The sequence below is a fragment of the Allobrachymonas chironomi DSM 19884 genome, from assembly GCF_000374625.1.
Lineage (GTDB): Bacteria > Pseudomonadota > Gammaproteobacteria > Burkholderiales > Burkholderiaceae_C > Brachymonas > Brachymonas chironomi.
Window position 1 is genome coordinate 40,030 of record NZ_KB894765.1, and the last position, 13,787, is coordinate 53,816.

The window sequence follows — 13,787 nt, forward strand, 5'->3', positions numbered from 1 at the left end:
ATAGTCGCCCTGCCCCCTTTCGCATTTTCCACAAGGAGTTTTCATGGAATACGCCATCATCCTGCTCGTCGTCGCCATCATTTTCATAGCCAAATCGGTCAAGGTGGTGCCGCAGCAGAGTGCCTGGGTGGTAGAGCGCCTGGGCAAATACCATGCCACGCTCAACCCCGGCCTGAACCTCCTGATCCCGTTCATCGACCGCGTTGCCTACAAGCACAGCCTGAAGGAAATCCCGCTGGACGTACCCAGCCAGGTCTGCATCACGCGCGACAACACGCAGCTGCAGGTGGACGGCATCCTGTATTTCCAGGTCACCGACGCGATGCGTGCCAGCTATGGCTCCAGCAACTACATCGTGGCGGTCACCCAGCTGGCGCAGACCTCGCTGCGCAGCGTGATCGGCAAGCTGGAGCTGGACAAGACCTTTGAAGAGCGCGACATGATCAACGCCCAGGTGGTCAATGCGATTGACGAGGCGGCGCTGAACTGGGGCGTCAAGGTGCTGCGCTACGAGATCAAGGACCTGACGCCGCCGGCCGAAATCCTGCGCGCCATGCAGGCGCAGATCACCGCCGAGCGCGAAAAACGCGCCCTGATTGCCTCGTCCGAGGGCAAGAAGCAGGAGCAGATCAACCTGGCCGAAGGCGAACGCGCCGCTTTCATCTCGCGCTCCGAGGGTGAAAAGCAGGCTGCCATCAACGCCGCCCAGGGCGAAGCCGTTTCCATCCAGGCGGTGGCCGATGCCACTGCCGATGCCATCGAGCGCATTGCCGCCGCCATCCGCCAGCCCGGTGGCGACCAGGCCGTACAGCTCAAGGTGGCCGAGCGCGCCGTGGATGCCTACGGCAAGCTGGCCTCCGAAGCCCGCACCACGCTGGTGGTGCCGTCCAACATGACGGAAATGTCCTCGCTGATCGCCTCGGCCATGAAGGTGGTGCAGGCCCAACAGGGTGACAAGGCCTGAGGCACAAATTTTTTGCGTCAACCTTTGCCGCAGGGCAGAAGTAGTGCTAGAATCCCAGTTTACACGGAGAGATGGATGAGCGGTTTAAGTCGCACGCCTGGAAAGCGTGTGTAGGTTAATAGCCTACCGAGGGTTCGAATCCCTCTCTCTCCGCCAGATACAAAAGCCCCGATGACTTGCAAGAGCATCGGGGCTTTTCTTTGGTTTTTTACCTGGCGGCTCGCAGGCCAGTCTCAGGCCGCCAGCCGCTCCCAGCTCAGATGGCGCGGATCACGCCACTCGCCCTGCAGCTCCTGCCAGGGCTGTTGCGCCTGCGGTGCCGCGGCACTGCGACGCAGGCGCTCGAACAAGGCGAGCGATTCCTGTTCGAAGTCGAAGATGGGTACGGGAATGGCGGGATGAAAACGTGGTGCGGACATGAAAAACTCCTTTTAGCGTTTGGTCTGACTACGGGTGGCAAGTCGGGATAAATCACCCGGGCCGTTTCCCGCCAGACGGCGGACGGGAGGCCAGCTCCGCTATACCGGAAACACCATGCAGAAAGCCCTCGGGCCACAGGCCGGAGGGCTTTCTGTTCCGGCTTGGTTGCCATTGCTGGCCACATCTGCTTGGCAATACCACCTTGCCCCGGGAGGCAGGTTGGTGCGGGCAAGATGCCCGACTCCTGATGTATATGGCTTCATTATGCCGGGCGCCGCAGCAGCGTCAAGTCCGTGCAAACCCGCAGGCATCGCATTGCGGCGACAATCGCCCCATTCCTCCATCCGTACACAGGAGCCCTGCCATGAGCGACATCACCATCTACCACAACCCCCGATGCAGCAGTTCGCGCAACACCCTGGGCCTGATCCGCAACAGCGGCGCAGAACCGGTCATCGTCGAATACCTGAAGACGCCGCTGACGGCTGCCGAGCTGCAGGCCCTGCTGCAGCGCATGGGCTCCCATGTGCGCGACATCCTGCGCGAGAAGGAATCGGTGTACCAGGAGCTGGACCTGGGCAACGCCAAGTGGAGCGATGCCGATCTGCTGGGCTTTGTCGAACAGCACCCGATCCTGATGAACCGCCCCATCGTGGCCACGCCCAAGGGCGTGCGCCTGTGCCGCCCCTGCGAGCAGGTGCTGGAGATCCTGCCGCAAGCACAGCAAGGCCCGTTCACCAAGGAAAACGGCGAAGTCGTGCAGCCCTGAGCCGGCTTACAGCTCGATCACGTTCAGCTGCGGGCCCAGCACCTGCTGCGCCAGCGGCACCAGATGCGCATGGTGCGTCAGGAACAGCACCTGGCGCTGGCGCGACAGCTCGCCCAGCACCTGCAGGCCGGCGGCGGTGCGTGCATCGTCAAAGTTGATGAACACATCGTCGGCAATCAGCGGCAGCACCCGGGCGGACGGCCCGTGCTGCAGCTCCAGTGCGGCCAGTCGCAGCGCCAGATAAAGCTGGTCACGCGTGCCTTCGCTCAGGCCGGACACATCCACCTGCTGGCCGTTGGCGCGCACGCCGCGCAGCTCCGACTTGTTCTTGTCCAGCTCCACGATCAGGCGCTCGAACGCGCCCAGTGTCAGCGTGCGGAACATGGCGGAAGCGCGCTGCAGCATCGGCCCCTGATGGCGCTCGCGGTACTGCCCGGTGGCCCACTGCAACAGCTGGCCCGCCAACTCCAGCTGCAGCCAGCCCCGCATGGCCTCGGCCATATCCGTGATCGCCTCCTGGCGACGTGCCTCTGCCACAGCGGCATCCTGCTGTCCGGCATGGCTCTGCAGACCGGCCTCCAGCGTGCCCGCCTGCCGGCCCAGCTCCGACAGCTGGCCGCGCACGTTCTCGTAATCATCCTGCGCCTGCTGCAAGTGCAACGGCAGACTGTCCAGCTCCTGCGCGGCAACTTCTGCCCGCAGCTGCTCCAGGTTCAGGCCACCGGCATGGCGCAGCAGTTCTTCGCGATCACGTTCACAGCGTTGACGCTGGGCCTGCTGCGCCGTGAAGCGGCTCACTACCTGTGCCAGCAGCGTCATGTCGGACACACCGGCGGCGGCGTAAAGCGGTTGCAGACGCGCCTGCAACTGTGACTGGCGCACCCGAACCTGTTCCAGCTGCCGATGCTGTTCGGCGCACTGGGCTTGCAGCCGCTGCTGCGTCGCCTGCTGCTCGCGCGCCTGCTGCAGGCGCTGGAACAGCTCGCGTGCCATGCCATCGGCGGCCAGGCCGGACAGCTCCGGTGCCAACGGCTGCAACGCCTGCGCCTGCTGTGCCAGGGCATCCAGGTCAGCCTGCATGGTGCCAATGCGCTCGCTGACCAGCTGCTGCATGGTTTGCAGCCGGTTTTGCATATCCATGGATATGTCCAGATAACGCTCTATCTGATCCTGATCAGGAATGGATCCTTTATATCCAGCATCTGCACAGGCTACTTTCCACTGCTGCTGCCAGTCTTCCCAGGCTGTCCGGGCCTGCTCCTGCTCCAGCACGGTTGTCTGTTGCGACACCGCCAGCTGCTGCAACTCGCGCTGCAGACGCTGGCGCTCCCCCTGGCTGCGCTCCCAGGCGGCACTGCGTTGCTGCGCCTGTTGCAGGCAGGCCGGCAAGGATAGGCCCTGCGCTTCTCCACCAAGTGCCTGTTGCAGTTGCGTGCGGCTGCTGTCGAGGGATTGCTGCAGCACCTGCGCCTGCAACTCCTGTTCTTCCAGATCCGTGAGCAGTTTCAGGATCTGCTCCCGCTGCTGCAACCAGGCGCTGGCCTGATCCAGCGTCAGCGCCGGCATGCCGGCAGCCTGGCACAAGGCCTGCCAGTCCTGCTGCAGCTGCACCTGACGCTGTGCCAGTGCCTGCAACTCCTGCTGGCGCTGACGGATGAGCTGCTGCTGTTTTTCCTGCTGCAGCTGCAGGCTCAGGCGATCAGCTTCGTGCTGCGCCGTGGCCATGCGGGTATCGGCCAGCGTATCGGCTGTGCGTACCGATTCGGCATAGGTGTCGGCCTGGGACAGCCGCTGGCTCGGCGTTTGCAGCAACTGCTGCCAGAGGGCATCACGCGCATCACGCGCCGCCTGCACCTGCCCGTGCGATACCGGCTGGTGCGTGCGCACCAGCTGCTCCAGCGTCAGATGGCGGCTGTCCACCTCCTGTTGCAGGCCAAGCAAGGTCTGTTCCAGCTGGCGCTGCTCGCGCACATCATCCCGCTGTTGCTGTTGCAGCTGCTCGATGCGCACCTGGGTTGGCGGCAGCATGCTGCGCAGGGCTTGCGGCGATTCCGGAGCATGTGGCAGCGCCTGCAGCGCGTTGTCAATCTGCTGTTGCAGCTGTTGCAGCCGCAGCGACAGCTGCTGCTGGCGCGTGACGGCATCACCCAGCGCCAGCGCCTGTTGCATGGCTGCGTGCAGTTCGGCGCTGACGGGCTGGAGCGTCAACGCGTCCAGCTCCTGCTGCGCCTGTTGCTGGCGTTGCTGCAGCTGGGAGCAGGCCTTGTTGGCCACCGTCAGCGCATTGGCGATGCCGGAGGCACGCTTGAGCAGTTGCTGCAGGCGCAATCGCACCGGCATGCCGGGCAGGCTTTGTGCAATCGCCTCGGTGCTCAGGCCGCTCCAGCCCAGGTCGCTGGCCAGTTCCTGCAGGCGCTGTTCCTGCTGCCGGTATTCCTGGCGGCGCAGCGGCAGATCGCGTGCGTGGTCACGGTAGCGCTTGCTGTTGTCCTGCAGCGCCTCGATCTGCTCGGCAGCCTGCAGCAAGGCCTGTGGCAGCACGATACCGGCCAGCTGCCGCTCCAGTTCCGCACAGCTGTGTTGCAGACGTTGCTGCTCGGCATCGAGCAGGGCCTGGTCCTGTTGTGCCTGCTGCAGGGTGCTGGCGGCATCTCCGGGCAGGTCCGGTGCCACGCCTTGCGCCAGCAGTGCGTCCAACACCTGCTGCTGTTCATCCAGCAGTTGCAGCGCCGGCGCGGCCTGCCGGATACGGCGCAGGCGCTGGATCTGCTGCTCCAGCTGCTGCATGCGCTCGCGTGCCTGTTGCAGTTGCTGCTGCGTTTGCTGCAGCTCGCCCTGCTGTTTCTTCCAGTCGCTGCTGCGCAGCGTGTGCTCCTTGAGCACTTGCGTGGCGGTCTTGAAGGCGTCTTGCGCCTGGTAGAAGACGCGGTTGCTGGACTTGCGCGGCGCCCACAGCGTATCGGCCTCCTGCTGCAGGCCCTGCACCAGCTGGCCCAGGTGCTGCAGGCCGGCGGCCGACTGGAACAGCAGCTGCCCCAGCTGACCGGATGCGTTCAGCATGTCGGCGCTGCCCTGTACCAGGGTGTCGTGATCAAGCGCCTGCATGCGCTCGAAGGCCTGCAGGTCCAGCCCGGCCAGCCAATCGGCCAATGCGGCATCGGCAATCACGCGGTCATCTTGCGGATCACGCAGCGTCTTGCTGTTGGCCTTGATGCGGTCAAACGCCAGCTGCTCGCTGCCGCGCTGCAGGACGCCGCCGAGCCGCAGATCCGGCTTGGGGTGCAGAAAATCCAGCGGTGTACGCGCCGGAATGCCGTAGAGCCAATCGGCAATCGCCTTGCGCAAGGTGGATTTGCCGGCTTCGTTCGGACCAACCACCAGATGGATGTCGCAGGCCGCTTCCGGCAGCCGGATCTGGCGATCGGTGAATTTGCCGTAGCGGATCAGGTTCAATTCGCGGATACGCATCAGCTCTGCCCTCCTGCATCATCCTGCTGCAGGCGTGCCTGCAGCAACTCTGCCGATGGCGTCAGCCAGGCGGGCAATGCTGCAGCGGTATCGGCAAGCAGGGCAGCCAGATCAGGCTCCTGTTGCAACACCTCATTCGGTACCTTGCCCAGCGCCTGCTGCACCATGTCGGCGCGCTGTTTCAGCCAGTCGGGGTCCTGCGCCGCCACCTGCATCAACTGGTCCAGCTCCTGCAGCGTGTCCTGCCAGTCGGCATCGTCCAGAGCCTGGCGCTCCAGCGGCGAACTGGCCAGTTGCACCTTCTCGATCCAGAGCCGGTCGGCATCCAGTGCCACCGCCTGCCCAATCACCTCCTGGCGCAACTGGGACTGACGCGCCAGCAACGCAGCGTGCGCCGCTGTAGCGCCCTGCAGCCGCACACGCACCGCCGCCGGATGCCCGTCCGGCAAGGCCGCCAGCAGCTGCTGCAGGGACTGTCCGACCAGACGCACGGCCTGCTCGAAGGTATCCGCTTCCGCCACGGAGACCTCCAGCACAGCCCAGCGCAGCACATCCAGCTCCAGCGGCTGCACCTGCGTGATGCGATCGTCATCGGCATGCACCAGCAAGGCACCGCGCGCGCCGGTTTCACGCACATGGCGGCCCTGCAGATTGCCCGGGAAGGCGATGGTGCAATCGGGATACGCCCAGAGCTGCTGCTCGTGGACATGGCCGAGCGCCCAGTACTGGTAGCCACGTGCCTGCAATTCAGCCAGCGAGCACGGCGCATAGCGCGCATGGGCGCTGTAGCCCTCCAGCGCCGTGTGCAACACGCCGATATTCAGCCAACCCGGTACCGCTGCGGGATAGCCTGGCAGCAGGTTGTCCAGCGTCTCGCGCGTGCGGAAGCTGTGGCCGTGCAGCGCGACGCGCAAGGCATCGATGCGGAAAGTCTGCGCCTTGCGGCTGGTGAAGACATGGACGTTTTCCGGCAGCACCAGCCGGCTGGTCATGTCGCTGTCGGCATCGTGGTTGCCATGCAGCAGATAGATCGGAATGCCGGCCTGCTGCAAGCGTCCCATCTGCCGCACAAAGAACAGGCCGGTATTGAAATCCTTCCAGCCGCCGTCGTACAGGTCACCCGCAATCACCAGGAAATCGACCTGCTCCGCCAGTGCGGTATCGATCAGGCGCACAAAGGCCGAGCGCGTGGCCGTGCGCAGACGCTCCGCCGGGGCGTCCGGGTAGGCCGACAGACCGCACAGCGGGCTGTCCAGGTGGATATCGGCGGCGTGGAGAAACTTCATGGGCAGACTGGAGAAAGGTGTTGCAGGCATTGTAGTGGCCGCCCTGCAACAGCCCCCGGCGGCAAGCTTGCACGTTCCCGGTGGGTCACGGGAATGACATGCACCCGTCACCGGCCTTACACGCCTGCCGCTTACCTTAACGGTCATGAAACACGCCCGTTCCATCTTTCTTTCTGACATCCATCTGGGCACGAAAGCGTGCCAGGCGGAACGACTGCTGGAGTTCCTGGAGGAGCATACGGCAGACAACATCTACCTGATCGGGGATGTGATCGACTTCTGGAGCATGAGCCGGAGCATGCACTGGTCCAAGGCCCAGAACCAGGTGGTACAGAAGCTGCTGCAACGCGCCCGCACCGATACCCGCGTGATCCTGATTCCCGGCAATCACGACGAAATGCTGCGGGACTACTGCGGCACCGTGTTTCTGGAAATCAAGGTGGTGCACCAACTCGTCCACCAGACCGCCAACGGCCGCCGCTACCTGCTGATCCATGGCGACCAGTTCGATCAGGTCACGCAGCACCACAAGTGGGTGGCGCACATGGGCGACCAGGCCTACAACTGGCTGGTGCGCATGAACATGTGGCTGTCGTGGGCGCGCCGCAAGCTGGGGATCAGCGGCTACTGGTCGCTGGCCGGCTACGCCAAGCGCAAGGTGAAAAAGGCGCTCAACTTCATCTTCGACTTCGAGGAATGCGCCGTCCAGTATGCGCGTGAACACCAGGTGGACGGCATCATCTGCGGCCATATCCACTGGGCCACCATCCGCGACATCAAGGGCATGGAATACGTCAACTGCGGCGACTGGGTCGATTCCTGCACCGCCATCGTTGAAGACCATGACGGCTCGCTGGAGCTGATTGCCTGGCACCAGGGCACTCCGGCACAGGTGCCGGACGAAGCCATGGGGAACGCCATCAAGGCCTGACAGAACATGCGTGTCCTGATGGCGTCCGATGTGTATTTTCCGCGCATCAACGGCGTTTCCACCTCCATCGATACCTTTCGGCGCACCCTGGGCAACTTCGGCGTGGAGTTGCGCCTGGTGGTGCCCTCGTACCAGGGCGAAGCCGATACGCCGGACATCCTGCGCGTTGCCGGCCGCCCGGTGCCGCGCGATCCGGAAGACCGTCTGCTGCACTGGCGCGCCATGCGCCAGACCTGCCTGCAGGCCGCCAGCGATTGCGATCTGGTGCATGTGCAAACGCCCTTCGTGGCACATTACGCCGGCCTGCGCGCAGCACGCAAGCGCGGTCTGCCGGTGATCGCCACCTACCACACGCTGTTCGAGGAATACCTGCAGCACTATGCCCCGCTGCTGCCGGCTGGCTGGCTGAAGCGGCAGGCGCGCGGTTTTTCGCGACGCCAGTGCAATGCCCTGGATGCGGTGGTGGTGCCTTCCAGCGCCATGCAACAGCGGCTGCTGGACTATGGCGTGACCACACCGATCCATGTGCTGCCCACCGGCATCCCGCTGGGCAATTTTGCCGATGGCCATGGCAACCAGTTCCGGCAAAAACACGGCATCGCCCCGGCACGCCCGATGGCTTTGTTCGTGGGACGTGTGGCACACGAAAAGAATATCGGCTTCCTGCTCGATGCCCTGCCCCCTGCACTCGAAACCTGCCCGGAACTGCTGCTGGTGATTGCCGGCGAAGGCCCGGCGCGCGCCGACCTGCAACAGCAGGTGGTGCAACGCGGCCTGCAGCAGTCGGTGCAATTCATCGGCTACATGGATCGCGTCCAGGAACTGCCGTCCTGCTACGCCGCTGCCGATGTGTTCGCCTTTGCCTCCACCACCGAAACCCAGGGCCTGGTGCTGCTGGAAGCGATGGCGGCCGGCACCCCGGCGGTGGCCCTGGCGGCCATGGGTACCATCGATATCCTGTCTCCGGGCCGCGGCGCCATCGCGCCACCAGCCTACGCGCGCGCCTACGGCCAGGCCCTGGCGGACTTGCTGCAGGACCGCCCGCGCCTGTTCCGTCTCAGCCAGGAAGCCGCGGCCTACGCCGCTGAATGGTCGGACAGCGCCATGGCGTGCCGCTTGTCCCGGCTGTACCACGAGCTTGCCCTCTGAGCCACGGACGATTGCCGCCCGCCACCGCGCATGCCAGAATGGCCTGCCATGCATACCCCTGACCTGTTTGCCGATGAGCGCCCGGATGCCGGCCTGCGCGAGCCGCTGGGCGCGCAGGCCGTGGTGCTGCGCGCTTATGCCCTGCCGATGCTGCCGGGCCTGTGGCACACGCTGCAGCAGCTGACCGCAGCATCGCCATTCCGCATCATGCAGACGGCCGGCGGGCGCCACATGTCAGCCGCCCTGTCCAGCTGCGGCAGCCTGGGCTGGGTCTCCGACACATTCGGCTATCGCTACGCCGCGCGTGATCCGCACACGGGTCAGCCCTGGCCCGCCATGCCACAGGAACTGCTGCAACTGGGACGGCAGGCAGCCGCCGAAGCCGGCTTTGCCGCGTTCACGCCGGATACCTGCCTGATCAACCGGTATCTGCCCGGTGCCCGCATGGGCCTGCACCAGGATCGGCATGAGCGCGACTTTCGCCAGCCGATTGTCTCGGTCTCGCTCGGGCTGCCAGCCGTTTTCCAGTTTGGCGGGCTGACGCGCGATGCTGCCGTGCAGCGTGTGCCGCTGTTCCATGGCGATGTGGTGGTCTGGGGCGGTGTGGACCGCATGCGTTTTCATGGCGTGCTGCCGGTCAAGCCGGGACAGCATCCGCTGCTGGGAGCGCAACGCATCAACCTGACCTTGCGCCAGGCCGGTTGATCATGCCCCGGGCCGCCAGCCTGCACGCTGCAGCAAAACCGTAGCCGGAAAATACAAAAGCCCGATGCACATGGTGCACCGGGCTTGTATTTGGAGCGGGAAACGAGGCTCGAACTCGCGACCTCAACCTTGGCAAGGTTGCGCTCTACCAACTGAGCTATTCCCGCAGAAGCTGTCATTATATGACGATTTCTGGCGTTTTTGCAAGTTACCGGAAAATTCCTGAAATTTTTTCCGATCTGCTTCGTGTTACCGAAACCTTGCATGCCGCTGACAGCGCACTGTGTTTGCTGTCAGAAGCTGCGCATTGTACACAGGTTTTGGCGGTTTTTACGCTTCCTTGTGCACAATCAGCACGGAACGCGATGCATGCGACACGACGCGTTGCGCCACGCTGCCCAGCATCAGCTTTTCCACGCCCTTGCGGCCGTGCGAACCCATGATGATCAGGTCCGCGCCCACCTGGTCGGCCACGTCGATGATGCCCTTCCAGACGGCATAGGCGTCCACCGTCACGGCCTCGACCGTTACGCCCTGATCGGCAAAGCGCTGCTTGACTTCATTCAGCACGCGCTCGGCTTCCTCGTTCACGGCGGACAGGTATTGCGTCTGGCCAAAGGCAAAATCCGGGCCGGCGCTGGCAAACGGATACGGATCCAGCACGTACACGGTCGTGATCTTGGTGCCGGGGAAGGCGCGGCCCATGGCGATGGCCTTGTCAACGGCCAGGCTGGCGGTATCGGAGCCATCGATAGGCAAGAGGATATGGTTGAACATGGTGGTCTCCTTTCTGATGGCCGGGCAATCGGCCTGCCCTGCCGGTTTGCTGATGTCGATGGGCACCTGCAGGCACCCGCTCTCTGACAGTGTACCGCGCCCAGCACCCGGCACCCCTGTCGGGAACAGGGAATCGGCAGGCAGTTGCGCAGGCTGGCGGATAAAATGGCGTTTTCAGAGGAGAAAGCGTGTGAGCACACTGGCATGGAGCGATGATCTGGCATTGGGTATCGAGCAGATGGACCAGACGCATCAGGAATTTGTGGCGTTGCGCGCCGCCGTGGAAGCCGCTACCGATGAACAGCTGCTGCAGCGCTGGAAGGATCTGATCGACCATACCCAGATCCACTTCGACAACGAGGACAAGTGGATGCGCGACACCAACTTTGCCGCCAGCAACTGCCACACCACACACCACAAGGCGGTGCTGGACGTGATGCGCGAAGGCCTGAACTATGGCCTCAAGGGCCATTTCGTGGTGGTGCGCAAGATGAACGCCGAACTCGCCACCTGGTTCCCGCAGCACGCCGACACCATGGATGCCGCCCTGTCCGACTACCTCAAGCGCATCGGCTACGACACCGTGACCGGCCACATTGCCCATCCACAAACCATGCCCGAGCAGCAGATCCACGGCTGCAGCGGCAGTACCGATACCGATCTGACGGCTGGCGAGCAGCCGGCCGCCTGCGGCCACTGAGCGACACGGCCCCATCGCCATGTACGCGTCCTGGGAATGGATTCCACTGCTGCTGGCCCTGGGGATTGCCCTGTTCCTGCGTCCCTGGCGCATGCTGCGCCGCACCGAGTTGCTGACACCGCTGCTGGCCAGTCTGGTGATCGTGCCCTGGATCTGGGCCATGCCGCGGCTGCACACCATGCCGCTGCAGCTGACTCTGACCTTTTCCGGCATCATCCTGCTGACACTGGGCTGGCCGCTGGCGGTGCCGGTGTTCTGCCTGATTGCCCTGCTGTCCGGCCTGCTGGCCCCGGCGCCGGTCGAGCAGCTGATGGCCGATGCCTTCTGGCTGGGCGTACTACCTGCCACGTTTGCCATGCTGCTGGGCGCCCTGGTGCGACGCTATCTGGGCCCGAACATCTTTGTCTATACGCTGGGGCGCGGTTTTTTTACCACCGTGGCCAGCGTGTTTGCCGCCGCCCTGCTCAGTGAATGGGCCGGCTACAGCCTGCCCAATACCGATCCCGCCCTCACCACCATTGCCCACTGGCTGATTGCCTGGGGCGATGGCTTCATGACCGGGCTGCTATCGGCGATTTTTGTCGCCTTCCGCCCGCTGTGGCTGGCAACCTGGTCGGACGAACTCTATCTGAGGTCTTCATGAGCACATCTTCTGCCCACGGCTGCATCACGCAGGTGCCGGGCCTGCTGGCCGGCCACTGGACCTCGACGCAACGGCCCACCGGCTGCAGCGTGGTGATCGCACCGCAGGGAGCGGTTGCCGCCGTGGATGTGCGCGGTGCCGCGCCTGGCACGCGCGAAACCGATCTGCTGGCTCCCGGCCACCTGGTGGACAAGGTGCATGCGGTGATGCTGGGTGGTGGCAGCGCCTGGGGCCTGGATGCCGCCAGCGGCGTGGTGCGCTGGCTGGAGCAGCAAGGCATCGGCATGGATGTCGGCTTTGGCAACCCGCTGCCGCTGGTCCCGGCCGCCGTGCTGTTTGACCTGCCGGTGGGCGATGCCCGGATCCGGCCCGATGCCGATGGCGGTTTCGCCGCCTGTGCGGCTGCCGGCAACAGCCTGCTGGCCTGCGGCAATGTGGGCGCCGGTGCCGGCGCCACCGTGGGCAAGCTGTTCGGCAGCGATCACGCCATGAAGGGTGGCATCGGCAGTGCCAGCGTACAGCTGCAGGGCGTGACCGTGGGCGCACTGGTCGCCTGCAATGCCGTGGGCGATGTGCTGGATCCGCATACCGGCCAGCTACTGGCCGGTGCCCGTACTGCAGCCGATACGCTCACACTGCGCGATACCCAACGCGCCCTGCTGCAAGGCGATGCCCCGCGCTTTGCCCTGCCAGGAGCGAATACCACCATCGGCATCATCGCCACCGATGCCGCATTGTCCCGCACCGAACTGCAACGGCTGACCGTGGCCGGCCATGATGGACTGGCACGCTGCATCCGCCCGGTACACACCATGCTGGATGGTGACACGCTGTTTGCGCTGTCAACCGGACAGACATCGCGGCAGCCCGACCTGATCACGCTCTCCGCCATGGCGGCCGAAGCGGTGCAACTGGCGGTGCTGTGCGCCGTGCGTGCGGCGCAGACGCTGCGTGTGGGGGACTTGTGGCTGCCGGCTGCGTCTGAACTGCAGGCCTGAGCGCCTTCACGCGTCACTCAGCGCGCGGTACACAGGTTTTCGCAGGGAATGCCGTCGCCATCACGATCCAGCCGCGTGATGCCGCACTGGGTCAGGTAATGGCGCGCTTCGGCGCAGCTGCTCATCTGGTTGCAGAAACGCTTGCTGCCGCACTGGCTACCCTGCCCCGCGCCCATGAGCGACAGCAGCCGCCTGCTGGGTACTGGCGCATCCAGCACGATGCTGCCCTGTGCTGCGGAACGGATGCCCTTGCGGTAATCGGCCGGGTAAATCGCGCCCGGCTGGCTCCACAGGCCCAGGGTTTCACTGCGTGCCTGCGCCTCCAGCTGCAGATAGCCGGGATCGACCAGATACTGCCGATAGGCCCAGGCATGGCCCTGGCGTACCAGTTGCCGGTTGACGTTCACGCCCTGTATCTGCACGGTCGCCAGCACCCGGCCATAGCGATCCTTGCCAGCCTGCTGCAACACGACCTGCCGGCCCGCCACCAGATCCGCCAGCGCGCGGCGTGAAGCATGGCTGAACGGCTGGCCGCGCTCCGGAGCGTCGATCTGATGCAGGCGCACGCGCAGGTTCTGCTTGCTGGCGGTGAGACAGTTGAGGGTGTCGCCGTCGGCGACGTTGACGACGCGGCAGCTGATATCGGCCGCATGGACAGTCGAAGGCAGCGCTGCTGTCCACAGGACCGCCGCAACAGGCAACAGCAGGAATCGGCGCAACAAGCTCATGTGAAGATGTGGCGTACAAGCGGATATGCCAATCTGGCCATTTCCGGAGAAAATTATCCCCGGCTTCCCCCCGGGATGTCCCCAAAAGAAAACGGCGCGTAGCCAGGTACGCGCCGTTATTCAGGAATTTCTGGGGTGGCTGATGGGGCTCGAACCCACGACAACAGGAATCACAATCCTGGACTCTACCAACTGAGCTACAGCCACCAGAAAGAGAAAATTATAGCAGTAATTCCCCATTCATGCGCG

At 64.5% G+C, this 13,787-nt stretch carries 13 protein-coding genes, 3 tRNA genes and 1 riboswitch; of the genes, 9 read left to right on the forward strand and 7 right to left on the reverse strand.

Going from position 1 to position 13,787, the window contains the following annotated elements; translation table 11 throughout:
• Window positions 1-43 precede the first annotated feature (43 nt).
• Together C513_RS0100170 and C513_RS0100175 are read left to right on the forward strand one after the other, a co-directional pair.
• Window positions 44-964 carry an SPFH domain-containing protein gene (locus C513_RS0100170; protein ID WP_018714007.1) on the forward strand — a complete coding sequence of 307 codons (921 nt, stop codon included), beginning with the start codon at window positions 44-46 and terminating at the stop codon, window positions 962-964.
• 65 nt (window positions 965-1,029) lie between these two features.
• Window positions 1,030-1,120, forward strand: a tRNA-Ser gene (locus C513_RS0100175).
• A gap of 77 nt (window positions 1,121-1,197) precedes the next feature.
• On the opposite strand, the gene C513_RS0100180 is transcribed toward C513_RS0100175, so the two are convergent.
• Entirely contained in the window at window positions 1,198-1,383 is a 186-nt protein-coding gene (locus C513_RS0100180) for a hypothetical protein (protein WP_018714008.1), read from the reverse strand.
• Between the two features lie 152 nt (window positions 1,384-1,535).
• Window positions 1,536-1,640, reverse strand: a riboswitch (SAM-I-IV-variant riboswitch).
• A 108-nt stretch (window positions 1,641-1,748) separates the two neighbouring features.
• Between C513_RS0100180 and arsC the strand changes: the two genes are divergently transcribed.
• On the forward strand, window positions 1,749-2,153 hold the full coding sequence (gene arsC / locus C513_RS0100185) for an arsenate reductase (glutaredoxin) (protein ID WP_018714009.1): 405 nt from the start codon (window positions 1,749-1,751) through the stop codon (window positions 2,151-2,153).
• A gap of 6 nt (window positions 2,154-2,159) precedes the next feature.
• On the opposite strand, the gene C513_RS0100190 is transcribed toward arsC, so the two are convergent.
• Entirely contained in the window at window positions 2,160-5,621 is a 3,462-nt protein-coding gene (locus C513_RS0100190) for an ATP-binding protein (RefSeq protein ID WP_018714010.1), read from the reverse strand.
• Window positions 5,621-6,907, reverse strand: a complete 1,287-nt coding sequence (locus tag C513_RS0100195) for a metallophosphoesterase family protein (RefSeq protein ID WP_018714011.1) — start codon at window positions 6,905-6,907, stop codon at window positions 5,621-5,623. The genes C513_RS0100190 and C513_RS0100195 overlap by 1 nt, the downstream gene beginning before the upstream one ends.
• A 145-nt stretch (window positions 6,908-7,052) precedes the next feature.
• Here C513_RS0100195 and C513_RS12300 point away from each other — a divergent pair, with 145 nt between their 5' ends.
• Genes C513_RS12300 through alkB form a run of 3 tightly spaced genes read left to right on the forward strand, consistent with a single transcriptional unit; the run spans window position 7,053 to window position 9,692 of the window.
• Window positions 7,053-7,838: a UDP-2,3-diacylglucosamine diphosphatase gene (locus C513_RS12300; RefSeq protein ID WP_018714012.1), complete on the forward strand. Its 786-nt coding sequence runs from the start codon at window positions 7,053-7,055 to the stop codon at window positions 7,836-7,838.
• 6 nt (window positions 7,839-7,844) lie between these two features.
• Window positions 7,845-8,987: a glycosyltransferase gene (locus tag C513_RS12305; protein WP_018714013.1), complete on the forward strand. Its 1,143-nt coding sequence runs from the start codon at window positions 7,845-7,847 to the stop codon at window positions 8,985-8,987.
• A gap of 48 nt (window positions 8,988-9,035) precedes the next feature.
• On the forward strand, window positions 9,036-9,692 hold the full coding sequence (gene alkB / locus C513_RS0100210) for a DNA oxidative demethylase AlkB (protein WP_018714014.1): 657 nt from the start codon (window positions 9,036-9,038) through the stop codon (window positions 9,690-9,692).
• Window positions 9,693-9,783: 91 nt separating this feature from the next.
• Here the strand turns inward: alkB and C513_RS0100215 are convergent.
• Window positions 9,784-9,859 (reverse strand) — tRNA-Gly (locus C513_RS0100215).
• A 163-nt stretch (window positions 9,860-10,022) separates the two neighbouring features.
• Window positions 10,023-10,469 (reverse strand): universal stress protein, encoded by a 447-nt coding sequence (locus C513_RS0100220; RefSeq protein ID WP_018714015.1) that lies wholly within the window; start codon window positions 10,467-10,469, stop codon window positions 10,023-10,025.
• Between the two features lie 190 nt (window positions 10,470-10,659).
• On the opposite strand from C513_RS0100220, the gene C513_RS0100225 reads away from it, so the two are divergent.
• Genes C513_RS0100225 through C513_RS0100235 form a run of 3 tightly spaced genes read left to right on the forward strand, consistent with a single transcriptional unit; the run spans window position 10,660 to window position 12,810 of the window.
• Window positions 10,660-11,169 carry a hemerythrin domain-containing protein gene (locus C513_RS0100225; protein ID WP_018714016.1) on the forward strand — a complete coding sequence of 170 codons (510 nt, stop codon included), beginning with the start codon at window positions 10,660-10,662 and terminating at the stop codon, window positions 11,167-11,169.
• A 19-nt stretch (window positions 11,170-11,188) separates the two neighbouring features.
• On the forward strand, window positions 11,189-11,812 hold the full coding sequence (locus C513_RS0100230; RefSeq protein WP_018714017.1) for an energy-coupling factor ABC transporter permease: 624 nt from the start codon (window positions 11,189-11,191) through the stop codon (window positions 11,810-11,812).
• The gene (locus C513_RS0100235; protein ID WP_018714018.1) at window positions 11,809-12,810 is read left to right on the forward strand and encodes a P1 family peptidase; all 1,002 of its coding nucleotides are present in this window, start codon (window positions 11,809-11,811) and stop codon (window positions 12,808-12,810) included. The genes C513_RS0100230 and C513_RS0100235 overlap by 4 nt, the downstream gene beginning before the upstream one ends.
• A gap of 17 nt (window positions 12,811-12,827) precedes the next feature.
• Here the strand turns inward: C513_RS0100235 and C513_RS0100240 are convergent, their stop codons facing one another.
• Entirely contained in the window at window positions 12,828-13,538 is a 711-nt protein-coding gene (locus C513_RS0100240; RefSeq protein ID WP_018714019.1) for a thermonuclease family protein, read from the reverse strand.
• A 131-nt stretch (window positions 13,539-13,669) separates the two neighbouring features.
• A tRNA-His gene (locus C513_RS0100245) sits at window positions 13,670-13,745 on the reverse strand.
• Window positions 13,746-13,787 lie beyond the last annotated feature (42 nt).